This window comes from Myxococcales bacterium (assembly GCA_016706225.1).
Classification (GTDB): domain Bacteria; phylum Myxococcota_A; class Polyangia; order Polyangiales; family Polyangiaceae; genus JADJKB01.
The window spans coordinates 152,746-175,216 of record JADJKB010000012.1 but is presented as its reverse complement, the minus strand read 5'-3'; the positions used below and the strand labels follow the sequence as shown (position 1 = coordinate 175,216).

Genomic DNA, 22,471 nt, shown 5'->3' with positions numbered 1-22,471 from the left:
GGCCGGCCGCGAACGGCTGGAAATCGCGACAAAACCCGAGATCTGCTCGGGCGAACGCCGAGAGAATCTCCTGCTGTTCGTGGCCGTCCAAGCTAGGCACGCAGGTTGCTCGAGCAGGATCCGGAGCGCATGATTGAGCCGATGCTGAGCCGCACGACCCTTCGTTACGTGTTGATCACGCTGGTGGCGCTGCTGGCGGTTCCCGGCATCGCATCCGCACAGGCACAGTGGGATGACGCACCCGCGGACGATTCGGGCGCGATGGGCGACGAGATGGTCCCCTACGACGACACGGATCCAGCCGCGCTGGTGGACTTCAACACGGTGCTCGAGCCGAACGGTGCCTGGCGCGACGATGCCACCTATGGTCGGGTCTGGATCCCTCATCGTCACATCGTGGGTCCCGACTTCGCGCCGTATGTGACCTCGGGCCACTGGGCCGTCGCGGACGACGGGGGTTGGCTCTGGGTCAGCGACTACTCGTGGGGCTGGGCGGTCTTCCACTACGGGCGCTGGGTTTGGGTGAGCGGAGTTGGCTGGGCCTGGGTGCCCGGTCGTCGCTACGCAAACGCCTGGGTGACCTGGCGCGTAGCAGAGCCGGGCTGGGACTACGTCGGCTGGGCGCCGATGCCGCCCGACTACGTCTGGTTCAACGGCTTCGCGGTCGGGGTCGGCTTCAGTTACTACACCCCGTGGGTCTTCTGCCCGAGCGCCTACGTCTACCACTCCCACATGCACGGCTACGTCGTGCACGACCACTATCAAGTGCAGCAGATCGCCGCGCACTCGCACCGCTACTCGTCGTACCGAGGTTCACCGCGTTGGGCGGGGCCCTCGGCTCAGGCCGCACACATCCCGGCCAAGGCGGTGCCCAAGAAACACACGCCCGCGCATCCCAAGGCCGTCGCCGCCTCTAAGCAGAAGGCGAGCGAACGCCACGCAAAGATCGTGGCCTCCGGCGGGCGCGTCTACAACAACGCGCGGCGTGTGCCCGGCGGCAGGCCAGGCTCACGCACGCTGCCGGGTACGAGCGACACACCGCTGCGCTCGTATCGTCGAGCGGGTCCGGGTGCCCCTGATCCCGCGGCCCGCGGTCCGGCGCAAGGCGGGCCGAGCCGCGCGTACCGCGGCGGAGCGCCGCCCGGGGCGTCGCGCCCGCGATACGGCGCACCGCAGCGTCAACCCCCGGCGGCAGGCGCATCGCCGCCGTCACGTTCGCCGCGCACGGCCAATCCGTCACCCCCGGCACCGCGTCCATCGAACGGTGCGCGTTCACCATCACCGCGGATAGCCCCACCCCCCGTTCCCGCACCCTCGTCGCAGCCCGCGCCCGCGGCGCCCTCGCGGCGTGGTAGGGGCGGCGGTCGCCGCTGAGGTCCGTCATGAAGAATCGCTCGCTGCTCGTCCTGTGTTCGGTTGCGTCGCTCTCCGTCGCCACTTCGGCTTGCACGTACGATGACGGAATGCACGGCAGTTGCGCGGGCCCGAATTGTTACCCCACCGAGCAGCCGGGTGAGGTCCAGAAGAGCAGCATCGATACCGGCGCGACGCTGGCCGACATCGTGCCCGGGCAGGGCGCTGGCACCTTCGTGGAGTACGAGACGGGCGGGAAATGGCACGTCTTCACCGCGTGTGACACCGCTATCTCGGGCTTGCCTTGCCGCTGGGACATCATCGTCTCGGTCGGCGCCGGCGCGGAGCTCACGGACTTTCAACCGGAGGAGCTCGAGAGCGCGGACTACCTCGATTGGCGGACCAAGAAGGGTGTGAGAATGGTCGCCGAGAACAGCCTCGACTTCGACGGCTTCACCCTCGAAGCCACGCCCGAGGCCACACTCCGTGTCGACGTCTACCTGGATGACGCCCCGGCCCCCGCGTACCTGTACTGGGTTGGAAGTGGCGGCCTGCATCAGGGCGCGCCGTCGAACCCCCTCGATCTCACGCCCAGCACTCCCTGAGCGTTCAGTCGTCGACGCGGCGCTTGTTCTTCCGGCCTTTCTTCGTGCCGCGCTTGCGGAGTTTTTCCATCGCGGCCTGGGCACCCGGCGCCGGCGCCGGCGCCAACTGCCGGGAGACGGTCTTGTCGCCGTCCCGGGCGCGCTCCCGCGCGAATTCCATGAAACGGTACTGGCTCCTCAGCGGCTTTTCGTCCTTCTCGGCTTCACGTCGGAAGTACGCGCCGCTCGCTTGCAGGCTCCACCCCTTGACGTTGTCGCCGGTCACGGTGGCCAGAATCTCGTCCACGATGCGGCGTTTCAAGGCCTCGTCGAGCACCGGAAACATGACCTCGACGCGGCGTCGGAAGTTACGCGGCATCCAATCCGCGCTGGACAGGAAGACCTCGTCGTTGCCGCCGTTCTTGAAGTGGAAGATCCGCGAGTGCTCGAGGAATCGGTCGATGACCGCCCGGACTCTGATGTTCTCGCTGACCCCCTTCACACCCGGCCTGAGGCAGCAGATGCCGCGCACCATCAGATCGACCGTGATGCCAGCCTGTGAAGCCGCGTAGAGCGCGGTGATCACGTCGGCGTCCACCAGCGAGTTCATCTTCGCGGTGATCTTGGCTGGACGCTCGGCGCGCGCGTGCTCCGTCTCTCGGGCGATGAGCCCGAGAACCGCTTCGTGAAAACCCAGCGGCGCCACGATGAACTGGTTCCAGCGCGGAGGTGCGCTGTAGCCGGTGAGCAAATTGAAGAACGCCGTCGCGTCCTCGCCAATGTCCTCCCGCGCCGTGAACAGAGACAGGTCGGTGTACAGCTTCGCCGTCTGCTGGTTGTAGTTCCCCGTTGCCAGGTGCACGTAGCGCCTCAGGCCGTTCTTCTCCCTCCGCACCACCAAGAGCACCTTGGCGTGGGTCTTGAGCCCCATCAGACCGTACATGACGTTCACGCCGGAGCGCTCCAGCGCCCGAGCCCACTGCATGTTGCTCGCCTCGTCGAAGCGAGCCTTGAGCTCCACCACCGCCGTGACCTGTTTGCCTAGCTCGGCGGCGCGCTGCAGCGCGCGCACGATGGGGGATTCTCCACCGGTGCGGTAGAGGGTCTGTTTGATCGCCAGAACCTGCGGATCTTCCGCGGCTTGGGACACGAAATCGACCACCGCCTCGAATGACTCGTAGGGGTGGTGCAAGAGCACGTCCCGCTCGCGGATGGTCTCGAACAAATCGTCGCTGTCCCGCAGCGGCGGCACGTACACCGGCGAGTAACTCTCGTCGCGAAGATCGCGGCGCTCGTCGGCGGAGACCATCTCCATCATGTCGGCCAGGTACAGCGGCCCGTCGCAGTGAAAGACGTCGCGTTCGGGATCGACCTCGAGCGAGCGACACAAGAGCTGCAGCGCGTCGGGCGAGCCGACCCCGCTCACACTCAGACGCACCGCGTGTCCGCGCTCGCGACGCCGCAGCTCCGCCTGCAGCGTGAGCAGCAGGTCTTCCGCTTCATCTTCATCGAGCTCGATGTCGAAGTTGCGCGTGACCCGGAACGCGAACTGCCCCACCACACGCATCTGGGGAAAGAGCATGGCGCTCTGGCGCTGGATCAGATCCTCGAGCGCAACGTAGGCCCGCCGGAGGCCCGCGCGGGGCACACGAATCAGGCGCCGAAGCGGCATCGGCACCTGCACGACCCCGAAGCTCGGCTCGCTGCCACGCACCGGGCTATCGAACATGAACCCGACGTTGATGCTCTTGTTCCGCACGTGCGGGAACGGGTGGGCCGGGTCCACCAAGATCGGGGTCAAGACCGGAAAGATGTCCTTCTTGAAGTGTTCGTCCAGCTGCTCGCGATCTGCAGCTTCCAGCTCGTCGGGTGAAACGAGTGCAATGCCAATCTCGCGCAGCGTCGGTTGAACGGTGGTGGTCCAGATCCGATAACTCTGCTCGACCAGCTCGTGCGCTCGTGCGCTGATCGCGACCAGCTGCTCCGTCGCGGTCAAGCCATCGGGCGGGACCTCGTCCACCTGGCCCGACAGCTGCGCTTGCAGCCCGGCCACCCGGACCATGAAGAACTCGTCCAGGTTGTTGGAGAAGATCGCGAGGAACTTCAGGCGCTCGAAGAGCGGCACACGGTCGTCGGCAGCCTCGGCCAGCACGCGCGCGTTGAACTCGAGCCACGCCAGCTCACGATTGATGAACAAGCTCGGGTCGTCGAGCGGCTTGGCGCCCCGCACAGAGGTGGGAGGTCGGCTCGGGGCAGGAAGGTCCAGGCTCATGTCGGCGGTCTTGGGGAGAGGGCGCGCATCCTACCTCACCCCGGCGCAGCATCCCGAAATCCGCGCTAAGCTCGCGCATCGCATGGGTCTGAATCCGAGGCAGCTCAGCTCGCTCGCCGTCGCAGCTCTCGCCGGGTTGTGTTTGGCTCTCGCGTGTTCCGATGGTGGCAATCCGGAGGTGCACGCCTCGCACCCGGACTCCGGGGGGAGCTCCGGCAGCGGCGGAAACGGGGGCAAGCCGGACTCCGGTCCCGATGACGGCGCAACGGATGCGATGCTCGACGCGACCCCCACCGACGCAGCCCTGTCATCGCTTCGCCTTGGAATCGTCCCGGTCCCGCCCTCCTCCGGAGACGCAGGGCCTTCGCCTCTCGATGAGAAGGCGGCCACGCTCGACGTGATCGCGCTCGGCTCGCGTGGCGTCAGCATGGTCGCGCGCTGGGACCAACTGTTCGACGGACCGAACTCCCCCACGAGCGCTTGGAAGAAACTCGCCGGCAGCTCGCAGTTGTTCAAGACCTCCGGACGTCAGCTCTTGTTGTGCTTGGCGCTGGTCGATCACACGCTCGACGCGCGTCCCGCCAACCTCCCGGCGAACTGGAACGACCCGGTGAGTCGTGCCGCGATCGAGGCCTTGGTGGACGAAGTGTTCTCGAATTTCGGGGACGAGCTCTACGCGCTGTCTTTCGGCGACGAGCTCGATCGCTACCTCTCGCTGGCGACCGCCAAGAACGCGGCTGATCTCACCGCTCTGGTCGAGCACGGCATCGACTACGCCAGGAAACATCCGGCGCGTCCCCCGGACCTGGTCGTTGGGGCGACCTTCAGCGCGGACGCTCTGGTCAAGGGCGGCTCTTCGAACGTGACCCAGCTGCTCGCAAACTCCGACGTCGTCGTGGCGACCTACTACCCGCTCGATGCAGCCTTCAAGGTCCGGCCGCCAAGCACCGCGGCTCAGGACCTCGACCAGCTGATTGCTGCGGTCAGCCCCACCGATGGCGACGCAGAGGCCGGCACGCCACGTCCGATCGTGCTCCAGGAGGTCGGCTACCCGAGCGCGCTCGAGAACGGCAGCGCCATCGAGCAACAGCGCGCGTTCTACGAGGGGCTCTTCCAGGCGCTTGCCGCCCGCCGCGAGCGGTTGCCATTCGTCAGCGTGAACGGGCTTCACGATCTCGATGCCGCGCGCTGCAGCGCCAAGGCTGGAGCGCTCGGCGCACCGGGCAACGCCGCAGCAATCGCCGCGTACTGCTCGATGGGACTCAAAACCGCCGCCGGCGTCACCAAACCCGCATTCAGCAGCGTGCTCGACGCACTCGCGAAGTTCTCGACGCCCTGACACGCCGGACATTTTCGCGCTGCGGGGCCAAGCGTGCCGTCTGCCTGACGGACGCTGCGTTTTCTGGGTTATGCTCTGGCTGTCGAGTGACCGAAAGGGACCCATGACCGACTCTGGCTACACCGCGAGCGACAAAGGCGACAAAAGCATGCTGGCGACCATCGCAGCGATGCAGGACTACGATCGCTATCGCGACCTATCCTGGGACGGCAGCTTCGAGGACTACCTCGCGATCGTTCGCGACCGCCCGCACGTCACGCGCAATGCGTTTCAGCGCGTGTACGACATGGTGATCTCCTACGGAACCGAGGAGTACATCGACAACAAGAAGAAGCTGATCCGCTACAACTTCTTCCGGGACGAGGCGGACGGCGGGCGCGACGCGATCTTCGGTCTCGACATCCCCGTGATGAGACTGATGAGCGTGCTCAAGGCCGCCAGCGAGAACTACGGCCCGGAAAAGCGTGTCATCTTGCTTCACGGCCCGGTCGGCTCGAGCAAGAGCACCATCGCGCGGCTCATCAAGAAGGGGCTGGAACGCTACTGCGCCACTCCGGAGGGCGCGCTGTACACGTTCCGCTGGGTCAACCTCGAAGGCACGGGGCTGAGCAGCGGAGGCACCGATACCTTCGACTCTCCCATGCACGAGGAGCCGCTCAAGCTGATCCCGCTCGATTGGCGCGACAAAGCCATCGACAAACTCCACCTGTCGAACGACAAGTACCGAGTCCGCGTCGAGGGGGAGCTCGACCCTGCCAGCCGCTTCATCTTCAAGGGTTTGATGGACAAGTACCAGGGTGACTGGGGCAAGGCCGTGGAGAACCACGTGCGTGTGCGGCGCCTGATCTTGTCGGAGAAAGATCGCGTCGGGATCGGAACGTTCCAGCCGAAAGACGAGAAGAACCAGGACTCGACGGAGCTCACGGGTGACATCAACTATCGCAAGATCGCCGAGTACGGCTCCGACAGCGATCCCCGTGCGTTCAACTTCGACGGCGAGTTCAACATCGCAAACCGCGGCATCGTCGAGTTCGTCGAGGTGCTCAAGCTGGACGTGGCGTTCCTCTACGACCTCCTGGGCGCCTCACAAGAGCACCGCATCAAGCCCAAAAAGTTCGCGCAGACCGACATCGACGAGGTCATCATCGGCCACACCAACGAGGCCGAGTACAAACGTCTGCTGAGCAACGAGCTGATGGAGGCGTTCCGGGACCGCACGATCAAGATCGACATCCCGTACATCACCAAGCTGTCCGACGAGATCAAGATCTACGAGAAGGACTTCAACCAGGAGAAGGTCAGGGGCAAACACGTCGCGCCTCACACGCTCGAAGTGGCGGCCATGTGGGCCGTGCTCACGCGGCTCGAAGAGCCGAAGAAACACAACCTGCAGCTGATCCAGAAGCTGAAGCTCTACGACGGCAAGGTGCTGCCGGGTTACACGCAAGACACGGTCAAGGAGCTGCGCAAAGAGAGCAAGCGGGAAGGCATGGAGGGCATCAGCCCGCGGTACGTGCAGGACAAGATCTCCAACGCGCTGGTGAGCGAAGCCGGCGAAGGCACCATCAACCCGTTCATGGTGCTCAACGAGCTGGAGAAGGGCCTCACCCACCACTCACTCATCACCAGCGAAGATCAGCGCAAGCGCTTTCGGGAGACCATCGGCATGGTCAAGCGCGAGTACGAAGAGATCGTCAAGAACGAGGTCCAGCGGGCGATCAGCGCCGACGAAGAGGCCATCTCGAAGCTGGCAGCGAACTACATCGACAACATCAAGGCCTACGCGCTCAAAGAGAAGGTGAAGAACAAGTACACCGGCCAGGACGAGGAGCCGGACGAGCGCTTGATGCGGTCGATCGAGGAGAAGATCGAGGTTCCCGATAACCGCAAGGACGACTTCCGGCGGGAGATCATGAACTACATCGGTGCCCGCGCGGTCGAAGGCAAGAAGTTCGACTGGCAGTCGAACGATCGCCTGCGCCGCGCGCTGGAGCTGAAGCTGTTCGAGGACCAGAAGGACAGCATCAAGCTGAAGACCTTGGTCTCCGCCGTGGTCGACAAGGAGACGCAGGAGAAGATCGACATCATCAAGAGTCGGCTCATGCGCTACTTCGGCTACAATGAGGTCAGCGCCACCGACGTCTTGAACTACGTCGCCAGCATTTTTGCCCGCGGCGACGCCAAGAGCTGAGGCGAGGATCGGGCGCGGGCCGAGAGCTCCCGCGCCCAGCGCCCGTCAGCCGGCGTGCGCACATGTCGGATGAGCGCCCACGCCTGCCTGCGCTGGCACGGCAACTGCTACACTCCAGTGGTCAGGAGGTTCGTTCATGCGATATCGAGCGCTTGCGGGTCTGGTGTTGACGGTAGTTCTCAGTGGCTGCCCGAAAAACAAAGACAGTGACTCACTGACCTTCGCCGAGGCCCAGCAGGCAGTCGAAGAGTCTACCCTCTCCTCTCAGGCCGAGAGCCTGCAGGCGGCGTCCGTCGAAATCACGACGAATTTCAGCATCGGGCAGGCCGTTCAGAACGCCGCCCAGGAGATCCAGACCTTCGTGGCGACGCAGATGCCGTGCGCGGACATCACGCTGGCGGACGCGACGCTGACCGTCAACTACGGCGCCAAGCCGGGGAACTGCACGTACAAGGGTCACACCTTCAAAGGCAGCCACAGCATCAACGTGCAGAAGAACGAGGATGCGCAGGTCCTGGTGCACCACGAGTGGACGGACTTTTCGAATGGAAACGTCAAGCTGAACGGCACCGCGGACGTGACCTGGGACCTTCAGGTCAAGAGCCGCCACGTCGTTCACAGCGTGACGTGGACGCGCGTTCTCGATGACTTCAAGGTCACCGGCGAGGGCGACCGCACCCAGACCGTGCTGGCCGGCGGCCTCTTGGAGGGCATCAAGGTCGACGGTACCCGCTCCTGGAGCAGCACCCGGGGAGAGTGGGACATGACCATCGACGGCGTCGAGATGCGCTGGATCGATCCGGTCCCGCAAGCCGGCTCATACAAGCTGCTGACTCCAAGCAAGAAACAACTGAGCCTGTCGTTCGAGCGCGTGGACGAAGACACGATCCAGGTCACCGTGGCCAACGGTAGCCGCTCGTTTCATTTCAACGTGACCAAGCTCGGGAGCGTCAAGGGAACGAGCTGAGCCTCACTTGCGCGAGAGCCCGAGTGAGGCGCTGTTGATGCAGTAACGAAGCCCCGTCGGGTCGGGTCCGTCCTCGAAGACGTGGCCCAGATGGGCGTCGCAGCGGGCACATGTCACCTCGACCCGCCGCATGCCGTGGCTGACGTCGAAATCTTCTTCGATGGCCTCGCTCGACAGCGGCTGCCAGAAGCTCGGCCAGCCACTCCCCGACTCGTACTTCGTATCCGAAGCAAAGAGCTCGGCACCACAACAGGCGCAGACATAGGTGCCTGGCTCTTTGCAGTCGTAGAACTCTCCAGAGAAGGCTCGCTCGGTGCCCTTCTGCCGGGTGATTCGGTACTTCTCTTCGCCGAGCTCGGCTCGCCACTGGGCGTCGGTTTTCTCGACCTTGGGGCCTGTCATGGGATGCTCCTTGCCCGAAGTCTTGGAACCTCGGCGCGAGACCGCCGTCCCCGTCAGCGCGGGACCAGGGTGCGGGCGCCCCCGGGTGGGCGGTTGCCTGCGTCGTTTCTGGGTGGTGCAGGCGCGGTTGATGGGGGCTGCCGGGCGGCCAGGGCTGTGCCGTCGTCCCGTGCCGTTCTCTCGAGCTCGGTCCGCAGGCGCTGTCCGAGCTCGAACCAACCGCGGTCGAGCAAGGCTCGGCGGTCGGAGCGGAGTGCCCCGGGGGCGACCTTCTCGACTTCGTAGGCGTAGGTCAGCCAGCGGCGGGCGTGTGCCAGATCGCCGAGCACCAGCAGGGTCATTCCACGATACACGCCGTACTCGGCGCGCTCCCGCGGGGTGAACTGAGTGAGCCGATACTCGGTGCGCTCGAAGACCTCGGCCGCCTCCACGTAGCGCCCGTCCGCGTACAGGGTCGTGCCACGGCGGACGTGGCCCTCGCAGCCCGCCAGCGTGACCCCGAGTGCGAGTGTCAAAATCGGCAAAACCCAGCGCACGCGGTCCAGAATACCCGCGTTCCCCCGGCTGCGCCACGCCGAGTACGAGGCAGCCAAAATTCCGCCTCCTCGGCCCCCGAGAAACGCTAAAAGGGCGGAATGAGCATCAAAGACGATGTGAAAAAGAAGGGGCTTCAGCTGCTCGGCGATCCGCGAATTCTGAAGCTCATGCAGAACGAGCAGTTCATGAAGGCCATGATGACGGTGGTCCAGGTTCCCGGGAAGGTGGAGCACTTCACCTCGGAGCAAACGGAGCGGTTTGCAAAGATGATGCGGGTCGCGACGGCCGACGAGGTCAAGGATCTCAAACGACAGGTCAAGACCCTCGAATCGGACGTCGCGCGGCTGAAGAAGAAGCTCGACGCCTGAGTCGCTGCTGTCAGCGTGAGCTTTCTGCTCAACCCATCGCGGCCGCCCGCGCCTGGCCGGCGCGCACGCGTTTGCCGAGCCACGATTCGAGCAGGGGCCAGGTCAGTCGAGGAGCCTCGCGACCGATCAACATGTCCACGTGGCCGAACGGCAGCTCTCGGTAGCTCTTGTCGCGCGCGCTCGAGAGAGCGAAGGCCGGCTCGACCGACGCCGGCGGCGCGAGGTCGTCGTACGCCCCCGCTATCACCAACAGCGGCATGTCGAGGCCCTCGAAGCGCCGGCCATAACCAAACAGGCCATCGTCCCCCGTCTTGCGCGCGCGGGCCTCCTGCGCCCAGCCGAACATCGCACGCATGGTCGCGATGCTGCCGCGGTCCATGGCGAGCGCCATGTGTTGCTCGAGCACCTCGGGCTCGATGGCGCCGCGATGGAAGCCGCGGAAGGGGAGCGGGTACAGCCTGCTCTCCACGACCCGGCGTGCAGTACGGACGAATTTTCCGTAGGCGCGCGCGGGCACGACGAAGTTGGGGAGGTTCATGCGTTGATCGAGGGCCAAGAACGCGCTCGTCAAGCCGGCCAACCAGCGGGAGCCAACGGAGAAGTGGTACGGCGATCCCAACGTGATGATGCCGGCGACCCGAGTTGGCTGGTCGGCGGCCACGCAATAACTGACGACACCACCGAGCGAGTGTCCGACCAGAAACACGGGTCGGTCCCCGGAGAGCGACCGAATTTCTTCGAGCGCAGCGGGCACGTCCTCATGGATGAACTCGAGCACGGAGCGGGGGCGGCGTGCTCCAAAGTGTCCACTTCGCCCGCGGCCCCGCAGGTCCACGTTGAAGACGTCGTAGCCTGCTCGAGCCAGGTAGTTGACCATGCTGCGCGTCGGCAGATGGAACGCGTAGCGGTTCTGTCCGTAGCCGTGGATCAAGAGCAGCGGCGCGAGGGTCTCGGCGGCGGCCTCGCTCGGATCTCGGCGGGTGATTGCGCCCTTCGGCGTCGGGGCGAGCGCGCGCTTGCGCACCATCGCGATGGGCATCACTCCACGCGCCAGCACCAGCTCCTTCACGAAGCTCGCGCGCTCGTCGATGTCGACGTTCTGCTCGACGACCAGGCTGTGGAGGATCATGCGAGCCCTTTGCGGGACCAGGAGTGACGCCTTGGCCCCGTGCAGATACCACGGCGCCGGGGCCCGGAGCCCGCATCCGACCAATTTTCCGCGTCAGAACGAGGCTTTGCGGTCGGGGGCTGTGCCATGGCACAATCCGCGCCGTCGTGGCACGGGTGTGACACGCAAGAATGGAGGGTTTGAGGATGCGGATCTCACGAGCGCCGAGTTTGGGGTGGGTGGTGGCTTCGGCAGTGCTGGCAATTGCACCGTCGGTGTTGGCACAGGGTGAACCGCCGCCCTCGGGGGACGCGCCGCCCGCGGGCGCTGCGCCGGGCGCGGCAGAGGCCGCACCGCCCGCAGCCGCGACACCGGGCGAGGCGGACGTCAACCCAGCCGACGCTCCGCCTGCCAACGCAGCGGCAGGAACCGAAGCCAAACCGGCAACCGTTGATCCCGTCGCGGACGCACCGCAAGGCGACTCCCCGGTGGAGTTGCCGGGCCAGACCTATCGCTTCGTGGGCCTTCGCTACCGCGGCATCGTCATTCCGAAGTTCATGATCAACCTCTTCGGTGACGGTGGAAAGACCGTCTACGTGCACGCGGTCGGCCCGGAGTTCGCGATCCGTAAAGATGGCTTCGAGTACATCTTCGGCCTGTGGTGGGCCGGCTACAAGATGGACGAGACGCCGTTCAAGGCCAGCTCCGATCCCGCGAGCGCATGGGAGGTCGTCAAGAGCGATCTCAACGTCATCTACCTGACGACGGACTTCCTCTGGAGCTCGGATCTCGGCCCGCAGTTCGCCGTCAACTACGGCATGGGCGCTGGCTTCGGGTTTGTGTTCGGCGATCTCGAGCGCACTCAGGCCTATCCGCCGAACGGCAATCCAAATCAGGATCCCTACGACTGGAAGAAGTGCACCGCGCCCGGCAACCCGGCGACAGGCGACTTCTGCGGCACCGACAACGATCACTACAACGGCTACAAAGAGAAGAGCTGGGCCAACGGCGGCAGCAAACCGATCATCTTCCCGTGGCTCGTGCTGCAGACTGGCTTCCGTTACAAACCCAGCAAGAGCTTCGTTGCACGCTTGGATGCAGGCTTCGGAACCAGCGGCTTCTTCTTCGGAGTGGGCGCGGACTACGGGCTCTGAGCCCCGCATCTCGTGGCCCGTTTCGAGCTGCCCAAGCGTTATCTCCCCCTTTCCCGCCTCGGCAAGGGCGGGGGCGGGGAGGTATGGGCGGTCCGGGATCGACACGGTGAAAAGAGCCTCGCGCTCAAGGTGCTGGCGGAGGGCGCGAGCGAGCGTGAGATGGCCGCGCTCGTGCGCGAGGCGGTGGCGCTCTCGGGTCTCGAAGGGCTGGGTGTGCCGCGGGTCGTGCGCTTCGGGCGTCTGCCCGGCAGCGGACGACCGTTCATGGTGCGCGAGCTGGTCGAAGGGCAGAGCCTCGGAGATTTGATCGATGGCGGTCTCGACGTCGAGCGAACGCTCGATGCGCTCGCGCGGTCGGCCGAGCAGTTGACGCTGGTGCATCGAGCAGGGTTGCTGCACGGTGACATCAAGCCCGCCAACATCATCGTCGAGGAGAGCGGCCGCGCGACGCTGGTCGATCTGGGGCTTGCAGCCCCATGGCGGGAGACGGGCACGGCAGCCGAGGGATTGACGCCCCGCTATGCAGCGCCGGAGCTGATGGCCGGCGGCCCGCTCACGGTTCGCGCGGAGGTCTACGCACTCGGGGTTGCATTGGCCGAAGCCATCGAGCACGCGAAGTCGCTGAAGAAGGAGGTGGTCGCACGCCTGGAGTCGGTGGTGGAGCGCGCGACCCACGACGACCCGTCGCGGCGACACCCTTCAGCCGACGAGTTCGCGAGCGAGCTACGGCACGCGGCTCTACTCGGACCTCCGGAGCACGCCAGTAACGCGGCTGCGATCTGGCCCGTGGTTGGCATCGATGGTGCGGCGAGCCAGCTGCTCACGGCGATTGACCGACTGACACCTGGAGCCGTGCTTCGGCTCGCAGGGCCTCGCGGCTCGGGGCAGAGCGCGCTCATGCGGCGTTCGGCCTGGTCTCTGGGCGTGCGCGGAACTCCCGTCGCCTGGATTGACGAAGGTATCGCGGGTTCGGTCGCCGCCGTTGTCGCCGAGCTGCAAGATCAGGCTGCGGACGGCCTGATTGTGCTGGTCGACGATGCGGGACGCCTCACCCCCGAAGGCCTGGCCGCGGTGAAGCGTGCGGGGCAGGCGGGCGCACGCTTGGTGGTGGCCGGAAGTGCGGAGCTCGGCGCCGCCGAGGCCACGTTCGAGGTGCCGCCCCTGGACAAACCCGCGGCCATCGATCTGGTGCGTCGGGCAGTTCCGTCGCTCACGGACTCGATGATCGAACGCATCGTGTCGGCGTGCGGCTGTCGCCCCGGCGAGCTGCGGCGTGTGGTTGGGGTGATCGCCTCCCAGGCCGTCGCGTCTTCGGCCGACATCGAGCGCGTGTTGTCCGAAGAGCCCGAGTTCGGCGAAGCTCTGCCGAGGGATGCGCTCGAGCGCGCGCAGTTTTTTTTGGATCGGGGCCGCTACGATGATGCACGCACGGCCCTCGACGCGGTGCGCGATGCTGATCCACTGACGATGGCGGTCGCGCGTGCACGGCTCTCGGTGGGTCTGGGCGAAGCAAAACAGGCGCTCGAGGTCCTGGAGGGAGCCCGCGCGGAGGCCGAGGCCCAGCCCGACTCGGCGTCCGGCAAGGCGTGGCGCCTCTACCTCGTGCGAGCCCACGTCGGTCTCGCGGAGTATGCCAAGGTGCTCGAGCTCGTGGAGGCCATCACGGATGATGAGTCGCCGCTCGGGGTCGAAGCCTTGGCGTTCAAGGGCTCCGCATTGTCGTTCCTTGGTCGGCACGACGAGGCTCGCGAGCTCTTGACGCGCGCTGTCGTGCGGGCGCGTGAGCTGGTCTCACCGCGCGCCGAGTCCGTCGCGCTGACCTGTCTCGGGTTTGCGCTGCAGCGCCACGACCGCATGGATGAGGCCAGAAAGTTCTACGAAGAGGGCCTGGTTGCCGGGGAAAAGGCCGGCGACGCCGGCATGCTCGCGACCTTGCGGCTGAACCTCGCCGGGCTGCTCAAGATGCGCGGCGACATCGCCGGTGCCATCCAGCACTTCGAGGGCGCCGTCGACATGGGCAAACGCTCCGGGCGGCGTTCGACCACCCGGCAGGCGCTCTTGAACCTGGCCAACACGGATCTCTACCTCGGGCGCTTGGCTCGCGCGCGCGCCAGCATCGACGCGTTGACCGAGCAGCGCGACCAGTTGCCCCCGGTGATGCAGGCCCAGCTGCATGGGCTCATCGCCGAGCTGCGGTCGCTCTCGGGGCAATCCGAGGCGGCGGTCCGCGACTACGAGGCCAGTGCTGCCGCCTACGTCGCACTCGGACGCGGCATGGACGCGGCCGAGGCGCTGCTCGAGGCGGTGTTGCTCGCGACACGCTCCGGCACGCAGCCGGTCTCCGAGCTGCGCGAGTGGTTGGCTCGCGCAGAGCGTGAGCTGGGTCAGACGCCCGCCCACCGCCCGCTCGCAAAGCTGGCCCAGGGCAGGGTGGCGATGCTGGCGGAGGACGAGGCGGGGGCCCGCGACGCCTTCGACCAGGCGCTGGCGGCTTCGCGTGAGGCGGGGCAACGCGAGTGGTCCTGGCGAGCGCTGGCTGCGCGCGCTGAGCTGGAAGAGGCCGCGGGCCAGAGCATGAACGCGCGCCGCGACCGCGAAGAGGCGCTGGCCTTGCTCGAGGACATTGGCGCGCGCCTGCCGCGAGATCTGCGCGAGGTGTACTGGAACGATCCGCGCCGACGCGAGCTTCGCTCGCTCGTTCAGCGAGAGTTGGCGGTGGCGGTCACCGCTCACGCGACTGCGACCAAACTGGCCGCGCACATCGGCCGGATCTCCCAGCTCTCGCCGATCTCGTCGCACGCATCGACGCCACTCGAGCGGCGCCTGGCGCGCATTCTGGAGGTCAACAGCGAGCTGGTGGGAGAGCTCGACCTCGAGCGCCTGACCGCGCGCGTGACGGGCTACGCCATAGAGCTGACGCGCGCGGAGCGCGGCTACGTCATCTTGCAGGAGACCGACGGAACGCTCACGGTGCACAGCTCGCGCTCGCGCGTCGGTGACGAGCCGCACGCGGAGTTCTCGCGCTCCATTGCCGAGAGTGTCATCGCCAAGGGTGAGCCCATGGTGAGCACGGCTGCCGGCGACGACAAGCGCATGAAGGGCTTCGCCTCGGTGCATCAACTGCAGCTGCAGTCGGTGGCGTGTGTGCCCATCTTGGCGCCATCCGGACGCCCGATCGGCGCCCTGTACGTCGAGACCCGCAGCCGCCCGGCTTCCAACTTCGAAGAAGAGTTGCCCACGCTGCGTGCGTTTGCTGATCAGGTTGCGATTGCCATCGAGACTGCGCGCCTGGTCAACGAGAACCGCGACCGGGCCGACGACCTGGCGCTGACGAACCGTGAGCTGGAGGAGGCGCAAGGCCGGCTGCGCGAGCTGCTCGGCGACCGCACACACAAGTTGAAAGAGGCCCGCCGCAAGCTGCGCAGCGCCCGCGACACGCTCTACTCACACTTCGGTTACCACGGGCTCGTCGGCACGAGCAGCGCCATGCGCCGGGTCTACGCGCTGGTCGATCGAATCCGCGACACCGATGTCCCGATCCTCATCACGGGCGAGAGCGGGACCGGCAAGGAGGTCGTCGCTCGCGCGGTGCACGAGGCATCCCCCCGCAACAAAGCGCAGTTCATGGGCGTGAACTGCGGAGCCATCCCCGAACACCTGCTCGAGAGTGAGTTGTTCGGTCACGTCAAGGGCGCGTTCACCGGTGCCGACCGCGAGCGCAAGGGCCTGTTCCGCGAGGCTGACGGCGGCAGTGTGCTGCTCGACGAAATCGGTGAGATGCCCCAGAAGATGCAGGCCGGACTACTGCGCGTGCTCCAGGAGCGGAAGGTGCGACCGGTGGGAGGCGCCAGCGAAGAATCGGTGGACGCGCGCTTCATTTTTGCGACCAACCGCGACCTGGACCAGATGGTGAAGGCCGGGAGTTTTCGCGAAGATCTGTACTACCGCATCCACGTCGTCGAGCTGCACTTGCCCGCGCTCAGGGAGCGCGCCGAGGACATCCCTCAGCTCGTCGATCATTTCCTGGGTCTGTTCTCGGCGCGTTACAAACGCGATAAAGGCACCTTGTCCCGCGACGCCATGCGCCGCCTCATGGCCTACGATTGGCCTGGCAACGTCCGCCAACTCGAGCACGTCTTGCTCAACGCCTGGGTGCTCAGCGATCGCAGCGAGCTGCTCCCCGATGACTTCGACGTGCCGGACGGCCGGGTCTTCAGCCCGCGCACGGAGTCCTCCCACCACTCGCCCACCGGTGACTCGCGGACGACGGCCACGACCACCAATCGTCTCCCGCGCTCGAGCCAGCGCCGCCCGGCAAAGAGCACCCTGTCCCAGCACCGCTCCGACGAGCGCGACAAGATCTTGAAGGCGCTGCAGGCCTGCAACTGGAACCGGGTCAAGGCGGCGGAGCTCAGCGGAATTCCCCGACGAACCTTCTATCGTCGACTCAAGGACTACGGGATCCAGTGAGCCCTTGCGCTCGCCCGGAGTCGCCACCAAAGCTCTCGGCATGACACGCCTGATCCTGCTCGCCGTGCTGCTCGCGCTCGGGGCCTGTAACAAGAAGGAGCCAGCGCCATCCGGCACGAGCTCGGCCTCCGCCGCCGCGACCGAGCAGCGCTCCGGCTTGCTCTCCGTGGGCGACAAGGCGCCGGACATCCAGGCCACCGCGCACAACGGGACCGCCGTGAAGCTGCGCGAGCTCGCAGGCAAACCGGTGGTCGTGTACTTCTACCCGAAGGACGACACACCCGGCTGTACGGTAGAGGCTCAGGGTCTGCGCGACGAATGGTCCGGGCTCGAGACGACGGGCGCCGTCGTGATCGGCGTCTCGACGGACGACAACGCCTCACACAAAGCGTTTGCAGAGAAACACTCACTCCCGTTCCTGCTCTTGCCCGACCCCAAGGGCGAGATCGCCCAGGCGTTCGGTGTGCCCGTCACGTTGGGTTACGCCAAACGCGTCACGTTCTTGATCGGCAAGAACGGCAACATCACCAAGGTATTCTCCGACGTGAGCCCCAAGGGGCACGCCAAGGAAGTGCTGGCGGCGATCCAGGCGAGCTGACGGCACGATGGCTCCCGCGCACGGCTTTGGATTTCTGACGCGCCGGCGGGTGCTCGGCATGGGGCTCGCCGGCGTATCGGCGCTGGTCCTGGGCGGCGGGGTCGCCTCGCTGCTCGGCGGTGCGCCGCCAGTCGAGCGGCTGCTGGTGCTCAATCCGCGCGAGTACCGGACGATGGACGCCATCGCCAAGACCCTCATTCCCTCCGGTGGCCCCTTCGACGTCGGGGCGGAACGGTTTGATCTGGCGCGTTCTTTCGACGGATATCTCGCGGGTGAGCCCGACGAGAACAGCGAAAAACTGCGACGCGCGCTGCTGCTGTTCGAGCTTGGTCCGCTCTTGTTCGAGCGCCGCGCCACCATCTTTTCGAAGCTGTCCGCCGCCGAGCGCGAGCAGCACTACCTGGCCTGGGCCAGCAGCGACGTGCTCTTGCGGCGGCAGGTGGCCATCGCCTTTCGCAAGTTCACTGCGCTCGTGTTCTACGATCGCGCGGAGGTCTGGCCGCACATCGGTTATCCGGGCCCGTCGCTGGCGAGGCTGGGCAAATGAGCGGCGCGATCGTCGACCTGTCACGCGAGCCCGCGCCAACCGGTGTTCGTTGTGAGGTGCTCGTCATCGGGTCAGGGCCGGGCGGCGCCACTGCGGCGCGGGTCCTGAGCGACGCCGGCCACGAGGTCGTCGTGCTCGAAGAGGGAGGAGACTTCACCGGGACCGATCTCAACCAGCGCGATTCACAGATGTACGACCAGCTGTACATGGATCGCGGTGGGCGGGTGACCGAAGACGTGTCCATCTCGGTGCTCCAGGGACGTGCGCTCGGTGGCGGCGGCGTGGTCAACGTCTCCGATGTCGTCCCGATCGCCGATGGGGTCTTGCGGCACTGGCAGGCTCGACATGGCCTGAGTGAGTTTTCACCGGAAGCGCTGGCGCCGTACCGGGACAAGGCGCTCGCCGATCTGTCGGCCAACCGCATCACGGAAGCGGAGGTGAACCTCGCGAACCGGCTACTCAGGACGGGGGCTGAAAGACTGCGCCTGCGCGGCGAGGTGATGCTGCACAACCGGGTCGGCTGCCAGGGCCTCGGCACTTGTTTGCTCGGGTGCCCGCTCAACGCCAAGCGAAACCCACGCTTCGTCTCGATCCCCTGGGCCGTCGCGAAGGGTGCGCGGTTCTTGCTTCGAGCGCGGGCAACACGCATCTTGGACGCCGGGAAGACCTGGAAGCGCGTCAGCGTCGCCACCTTGGACGAGCGCGGGTACAAATCGGTGGGGGCCTTCGAGCTCTCCGCGCGCGTGGTGATCGTGGCGGCGAACGCCATTGGAAGCGCCGAGCTCTTGCTCGCGTCCGGCATTGGCACGAGCCACGTCGGGGAACACCTGATGTTGCAGCCGCAGCTGCCGATCACGGCGGTGTTCGAGCAGAAAGTTGCCGCCTTCGACGGCATTCCACAGGCCTATGCCGTGACCGAGTTCGAAGAAGAAGAGAACGCCGAACACGGCCTGTGGGGGTTTCGCATCGAGGCAGTCATGGGCACACCGGGCAACGTCGCGTCCCTCTTGCCTCTGCCGGGTGTGGCCGGGAAAGAGCTCATGGCGTCGTACGCGAACATCGCCGCGTCATTGCTCCTGGTGCCGGACGAACCGTCGGGCCGCGTGCGTCCGGGTCCGAGCGCGGGTCACCCGGTCATCAGCTATCGGCAGGCCGAGAACCACAAGCGCCGGCTGCGTCAGGCCATCAAGGTCGCAGCGCGAGTGTATCTCGCGGCGGGCGCCCGGCGTGTGCTCGTGCCCACCGTGCCGCCGCTCGCGATCGAATCCGAAGCTGATCTCGCTCAGGTCGACACAATCGCGTTTGCTCCCGCCACGGCGCCGCTGATCTCGGCCCATCAGCAGGGCACCGTGCGTTTTGCCCCTTCGCCGGACCTGGGCGGCGCGGATCCGACCGGGCAGGTGTTCGGGACCCGAGACGTCTACGTATTCGACTCGTCGGGTTTCCCCACGAGCGCCTCGAGCCACACGATGACACCCATCATGACCGTGTCGCACTACCTGTCGGCGCAGCTCGCGAACAAGCTCGGGTGACTCCAAGCGTCACAGCGCACGCTCGACGAATGACCTGAGATCCTCGAAGCTGTACACCCCGACGAAGACGTCGCTGCCGATGATGAACGCCGGGGTGCCGAACCCCGGCAGCTTCAGGCGGGCGATCTCGAGTTTGTCGCTCAGCACCTCGTCGCGGTGGATGCGCAGCTCGAGCGCGCGCGCAAACCGCGTGCGGTCGATGGCAAAGGCCTCGGCAAAACGCAGCAGGTCTTCCGGACCAAGCTTGCTCTGATTGGCGAACAGCACGTCGTGGTATTTCCAGAACCCGTCGTCGCCCAGCTGAGCGCGGGCTTCGAGCGCCGCTTCTGCCGCGTGGTAGGCGTGTGGGTGTCGGTCGAGGGGATAGTTGCGCCAGGCGAGCGCAATCCGCTCCCCCATCTCCGCCATCAGACGTTTCACCGCGGGCTGGACCTCGGCACAGAACGGGCACTCGTAGTCCCCGATCTCTTGCACCACCAGCTGCGGTCGCTCGGCGCCCCGCAGCGGGACGTGCGCGGGCGACGGAATCGCACCGGCCGGCGCGCAGGCCCCGGTTGCCATCAGCGAGAGGCCCGTGATGAAGGAGCGGCGGCCGATCCCAGCCTCTGGTTTTCGATGCGCGGTCACCTGAGCGTGTGGGTTTGGCGAATGACTCAGTCGCCGCGGCATACGGTCACCTGGCCGGGGCCGTGTTTCAGCTTTCGATCACGGCATGCCCAGCCGGGACCAAACGGGTCGCAGTCCCCCTTGCCTCCACACAGCGGCGCACAAACACCACCGGAAGCGTCCACGCATGCCGAGCCGGACGGACAGTCCCGATCGTCGTTGCAGGACACCGTGCACATGCCACCCGGGTAGTCGCCGCCGGTCACACAGCGCTCCTGGCAGTCCTTGTTGCCGTCACACCTGCCGCCAACCAGCGCGCTGTTTGGCCCCACCGCGCCATGGTCATCGTCGCTTCCGCACGCCCAGAAAGACGCGGACCAGAACAGCAGAACGGATGAAAAGAAAACGCGCATGGCTCATCCCTCCAAAGATTGTACCCGGATTGGTACCCAGTAGGGCGCCCGGCAGGCAAGCCGGGCTTCAACCAATGCCCAGCTGCTTGAGTTTCTTGTGCAGTCCCTCGCGGGTGATGCCGAGAACCTTGGCGGTGCTGGTCTTGTTGTTCCCGTGCTCCCGCAGCCGCTCGAGAATGAAGTATTTCTCGACCTGCTCGACCATGTCTTTGAGCGTGCCTTTGACGGCGCCGGCCTGGGTGATCAGACCCTCCATCTGACGCACGCGCGGGCTCAAGAGGTCCGGCGTGACGAAGGCGTTCGCATCCGCCTGGATCACGAGCCGTTGCACCTCGTTCTCCAGCTCGCGCACGTTGCCCGGCCAGTCGTAGGACATGAGCAGCTCCATCGTGGCCTGGGCAAACCCGGCGATCGGCCTCCCGACCTCCTTCGTGTAACGCTCCAGAAAGTGACCCGCGAGCAGAGGCACGTCGTCTCGGCGCTCGCGCAGCGGGGGCACCCGGATCGGAAATACCTTCAGCCGGTAGTAGAGGTCCTGGCGGAAGCGCCCTTCTTCGACCTCTTTCTCCAGGTTGCGGTTGCACGCGGCGACGATGCGCACGTCCACCGTCTTGGTCTGGGTGGCGCCGACCGCACGAATTTCTCCCTCTTGCAGCACACGCAGCAGCTTTGCCTGCAAGGACACGGGCATCTCCGTCACCTCGTCGAGGAACAACGTGCCGCCGTCGGCCACGTCGAACAGGCCCCGCTTCTCCTCCGTCGCACCGGTGAACGAGCCGCGTTTGTGTCCGAACAGCTCGCTCTCGAGCAGATTCTCCGGCATCGCCGCGCAGTTCTGCGCGACAAAGAGCTTGGCCCGGCGCCGTGACCGATAGTGCACCGCGGAAGCGATCAGCTCCTTGCCCGTCCCCGTCTCACCTTCGATGAGCACGGTGACGCGGGTGTCCACGACCTTGTCGAGCTGATTGAACAGCTCGCGCATCGCCTTGCTCTGACCGATGATGTCCACCGCCCCGCTCGACTTGGCGCGCTCTCGACCCTTGAGGAAGGAGTTCTCCTTCTGCAGCTGTTCTTCCGCTGCGACCAGTCGGCGAATCAGCCGGGCGTTGGCGACTGCGAGCGACGCGCTGGCGGCCAGCACGCCGAGTGCATCGAGGTCCGCAGAATCGAACATGCCCGGCGAGGCGCGGTTGTCGACCTGGACCACGCCCAAGATCTCGTCACCCTTCCAGAGTGGAACGCCGATTGTGCTGCGAATGCTCGCTCCGAGCAGTGACTCCGAGCTGAACGCCTCACTCGGAGCGTCAGCGGCCAGCACGGCGGCTCGCTCGCGGATGACCTTGCGGAACACACTGCGGGTGATCGCCACTGCTCCACCGGGAGCCGCCCCTTGGCCCTCTGGGCTGCGCAAGCGCGTCAGAACCGGCACGTAGCCCGCGTCATCGCGATCGGCGTCCGCCGCGAGATCGTCCCGCAGCACCAGCGTCGCATGGGTCGCGGTGGGCACGAGCTCCAGCGCTGCGTCGGCCACCGCGATCAAGACGTCGTCCAGGTCGACGGCTCCCCCGATGCGCTTTTCGACGCGGTACAGGGTCTTGAGCACGCCGGTGTTGCGGTCGCCCGAGGTCGTGAAGCCCGCGAGCTCGCCGATCGGGCGAATGCTCACCACGTGGGGGGGCTCGCGCTCGTCCCCGAGCTCGACCCTGATCTGCGTGCCCTCGTCTCCGCTGCCGCCCAGCTCGAGCACGTCACCGGACTCGAGCACGGCCCGCGCCGAGCTTGCCTCCCCCAGAACGATGCGTTGGCTGCCGCGCACGACGGCGCTGCCGTTGGTGGAGCGGAGGTCTTCCACCGTTACCCGCTCGGCGCCGACCACGAGGCGTGCGTGCTCAGCTGAGACGTGAGCTTCTTCGAGCACGAGCTCGTTGTGTGCGGCGCGACCGATGCGCACAACGTCTCCTTCGGGCTCGAAGGTGCGGCCTTTCAGGCTGCCGTTCTGTACTTCGAGCCGGACGCTGGCCATCGGAGCT

Annotated in this window: 18 protein-coding genes; 11 read left to right on the top strand and 7 right to left on the bottom strand. The window is 66.2% G+C overall.

Annotation, left to right across the window (positions count from 1 at the left end):
• Window positions 1–129 precede the first annotated feature (129 nt).
• Together IPI67_20520 and IPI67_20515 are read left to right on the top strand one after the other, a co-directional pair.
• Window positions 130–1,374, top strand: coding sequence for a hypothetical protein (locus IPI67_20520; protein MBK7582569.1), 1,245 nt, complete (start codon window positions 130–132; stop codon window positions 1,372–1,374).
• A gap of 8 nt (window positions 1,375–1,382) precedes the next feature.
• Entirely contained in the window at window positions 1,383–1,958 is a 576-nt protein-coding gene (locus IPI67_20515) for a hypothetical protein (GenBank protein ID MBK7582568.1), read from the top strand.
• Between the two features lie 4 nt (window positions 1,959–1,962).
• On the opposite strand, the gene ppk1 is transcribed toward IPI67_20515, so the two are convergent.
• A complete protein-coding gene (gene ppk1, locus IPI67_20510; protein ID MBK7582567.1) occupies window positions 1,963–4,209 on the bottom strand; it encodes a polyphosphate kinase 1 in 2,247 nt (748 codons plus the stop codon).
• A gap of 82 nt (window positions 4,210–4,291) precedes the next feature.
• Here ppk1 and IPI67_20505 point away from each other — a divergent pair, with 82 nt between their 5' ends.
• The 3 genes from IPI67_20505 (at window position 4,292) to IPI67_20495 (ending at window position 8,706) form a co-directional block, all read left to right on the top strand.
• Window positions 4,292–5,548, top strand: coding sequence for a hypothetical protein (locus tag IPI67_20505; protein MBK7582566.1), 1,257 nt, complete (start codon window positions 4,292–4,294; stop codon window positions 5,546–5,548).
• A gap of 103 nt (window positions 5,549–5,651) precedes the next feature.
• A complete protein-coding gene (locus IPI67_20500; GenBank protein ID MBK7582565.1) occupies window positions 5,652–7,739 on the top strand; it encodes a serine protein kinase in 2,088 nt (695 codons plus the stop codon).
• Window positions 7,740–7,875: 136 nt separating this feature from the next.
• Window positions 7,876–8,706 (top strand): hypothetical protein, encoded by an 831-nt coding sequence (locus IPI67_20495; GenBank protein ID MBK7582564.1) that lies wholly within the window; start codon window positions 7,876–7,878, stop codon window positions 8,704–8,706.
• A gap of 3 nt (window positions 8,707–8,709) precedes the next feature.
• On the opposite strand, the gene msrB is transcribed toward IPI67_20495, so the two are convergent.
• Both msrB and IPI67_20485 read right to left on the bottom strand, forming a co-directional pair.
• The gene (gene msrB / locus IPI67_20490; protein MBK7582563.1) at window positions 8,710–9,108 is read right to left on the bottom strand and encodes a peptide-methionine (R)-S-oxide reductase MsrB; all 399 of its coding nucleotides are present in this window, start codon (window positions 9,106–9,108) and stop codon (window positions 8,710–8,712) included.
• A 53-nt stretch (window positions 9,109–9,161) separates the two neighbouring features.
• Window positions 9,162–9,644 carry a hypothetical protein gene (locus tag IPI67_20485; GenBank protein MBK7582562.1) on the bottom strand — a complete coding sequence of 161 codons (483 nt, stop codon included), beginning with the start codon at window positions 9,642–9,644 and terminating at the stop codon, window positions 9,162–9,164.
• Between the two features lie 99 nt (window positions 9,645–9,743).
• On the opposite strand from IPI67_20485, the gene IPI67_20480 reads away from it, so the two are divergent.
• Window positions 9,744–10,013, top strand: coding sequence for a hypothetical protein (locus IPI67_20480; GenBank protein ID MBK7582561.1), 270 nt, complete (start codon window positions 9,744–9,746; stop codon window positions 10,011–10,013).
• Window positions 10,014–10,041: 28 nt separating this feature from the next.
• On the opposite strand, the gene IPI67_20475 is transcribed toward IPI67_20480, so the two are convergent.
• On the bottom strand, window positions 10,042–11,142 hold the full coding sequence (locus IPI67_20475) for an alpha/beta hydrolase (GenBank protein ID MBK7582560.1): 1,101 nt from the start codon (window positions 11,140–11,142) through the stop codon (window positions 10,042–10,044).
• 185 nt (window positions 11,143–11,327) lie between these two features.
• On the opposite strand from IPI67_20475, the gene IPI67_20470 reads away from it, so the two are divergent.
• From IPI67_20470 to IPI67_20450, 5 genes are read left to right on the top strand one after another with little or no spacing between them, the layout of a single operon-like run.
• On the top strand, window positions 11,328–12,275 hold the full coding sequence (locus IPI67_20470; protein MBK7582559.1) for a hypothetical protein: 948 nt from the start codon (window positions 11,328–11,330) through the stop codon (window positions 12,273–12,275).
• Between the two features lie 12 nt (window positions 12,276–12,287).
• Window positions 12,288–16,745, top strand: coding sequence for a sigma 54-interacting transcriptional regulator (locus IPI67_20465; GenBank protein MBK7582558.1), 4,458 nt, complete (start codon window positions 12,288–12,290; stop codon window positions 16,743–16,745).
• A 40-nt stretch (window positions 16,746–16,785) separates the two neighbouring features.
• A complete protein-coding gene (locus tag IPI67_20460) occupies window positions 16,786–17,343 on the top strand; it encodes a peroxiredoxin (GenBank protein ID MBK7582557.1) in 558 nt (185 codons plus the stop codon).
• A 7-nt stretch (window positions 17,344–17,350) separates the two neighbouring features.
• Window positions 17,351–17,890 (top strand): hypothetical protein, encoded by a 540-nt coding sequence (locus IPI67_20455; protein ID MBK7582556.1) that lies wholly within the window; start codon window positions 17,351–17,353, stop codon window positions 17,888–17,890.
• Window positions 17,887–19,422 (top strand): GMC family oxidoreductase, encoded by a 1,536-nt coding sequence (locus IPI67_20450; protein ID MBK7582555.1) that lies wholly within the window; start codon window positions 17,887–17,889, stop codon window positions 19,420–19,422. Before IPI67_20455 ends, IPI67_20450 begins: the two co-directional genes overlap by 4 nt.
• 9 nt (window positions 19,423–19,431) lie before the next feature.
• On the opposite strand, the gene IPI67_20445 is transcribed toward IPI67_20450, so the two are convergent.
• The 3 genes from IPI67_20445 to IPI67_20435 all read right to left on the bottom strand — a co-directional run bounded on the left by IPI67_20445 (window position 19,432) and on the right by IPI67_20435 (window position 22,464).
• Window positions 19,432–20,049: a DsbA family protein gene (locus IPI67_20445; protein MBK7582554.1), complete on the bottom strand. Its 618-nt coding sequence runs from the start codon at window positions 20,047–20,049 to the stop codon at window positions 19,432–19,434.
• A gap of 26 nt (window positions 20,050–20,075) precedes the next feature.
• Window positions 20,076–20,441: a hypothetical protein gene (locus IPI67_20440; GenBank protein ID MBK7582553.1), complete on the bottom strand. Its 366-nt coding sequence runs from the start codon at window positions 20,439–20,441 to the stop codon at window positions 20,076–20,078.
• 67 nt (window positions 20,442–20,508) lie between these two features.
• Complete coding sequence (locus IPI67_20435; GenBank protein MBK7582552.1) at window positions 20,509–22,464, bottom strand: sigma 54-interacting transcriptional regulator; 1,956 nt, start codon at window positions 22,462–22,464, stop codon at window positions 20,509–20,511.
• Window positions 22,465–22,471: the final 7 nt, after the last annotated feature.

Excerpts from the sequence above, each read along its gene's own strand:
- IPI67_20455 (MBK7582556.1), top strand. The coding sequence starts at position 17,351 with ATGGCTCCCGCGCACGGCTTTGGATTTCTGACGCGCCGGCGGGTGCTC.
- IPI67_20480 (MBK7582561.1), top strand. The coding sequence starts at position 9,744 with ATGAGCATCAAAGACGATGTGAAAAAGAAGGGGCTTCAGCTGCTCGGC.
- IPI67_20460 (MBK7582557.1), top strand. The coding sequence starts at position 16,786 with ATGACACGCCTGATCCTGCTCGCCGTGCTGCTCGCGCTCGGGGCCTGT.
- IPI67_20440 (MBK7582553.1), bottom strand. The coding sequence starts at position 20,441 with ATGCGCGTTTTCTTTTCATCCGTTCTGCTGTTCTGGTCCGCGTCTTTC.
- IPI67_20475 (MBK7582560.1), bottom strand. The coding sequence starts at position 11,142 with ATGATCCTCCACAGCCTGGTCGTCGAGCAGAACGTCGACATCGACGAG.
- ppk1 (MBK7582567.1), bottom strand. The coding sequence starts at position 4,209 with ATGAGCCTGGACCTTCCTGCCCCGAGCCGACCTCCCACCTCTGTGCGG.
- IPI67_20515 (MBK7582568.1), top strand. The coding sequence starts at position 1,383 with ATGAAGAATCGCTCGCTGCTCGTCCTGTGTTCGGTTGCGTCGCTCTCC.
- msrB (MBK7582563.1), bottom strand. The coding sequence starts at position 9,108 with ATGACAGGCCCCAAGGTCGAGAAAACCGACGCCCAGTGGCGAGCCGAG.
- IPI67_20435 (MBK7582552.1), bottom strand. The coding sequence starts at position 22,464 with ATGGCCAGCGTCCGGCTCGAAGTACAGAACGGCAGCCTGAAAGGCCGC.
- IPI67_20450 (MBK7582555.1), top strand. The coding sequence starts at position 17,887 with ATGAGCGGCGCGATCGTCGACCTGTCACGCGAGCCCGCGCCAACCGGT.
- IPI67_20470 (MBK7582559.1), top strand. The coding sequence starts at position 11,328 with ATGCGGATCTCACGAGCGCCGAGTTTGGGGTGGGTGGTGGCTTCGGCA.
- IPI67_20520 (MBK7582569.1), top strand. The coding sequence starts at position 130 with ATGATTGAGCCGATGCTGAGCCGCACGACCCTTCGTTACGTGTTGATC.
- IPI67_20505 (MBK7582566.1), top strand. The coding sequence starts at position 4,292 with ATGGGTCTGAATCCGAGGCAGCTCAGCTCGCTCGCCGTCGCAGCTCTC.
- IPI67_20500 (MBK7582565.1), top strand. The coding sequence starts at position 5,652 with ATGACCGACTCTGGCTACACCGCGAGCGACAAAGGCGACAAAAGCATG.
- IPI67_20495 (MBK7582564.1), top strand. The coding sequence starts at position 7,876 with ATGCGATATCGAGCGCTTGCGGGTCTGGTGTTGACGGTAGTTCTCAGT.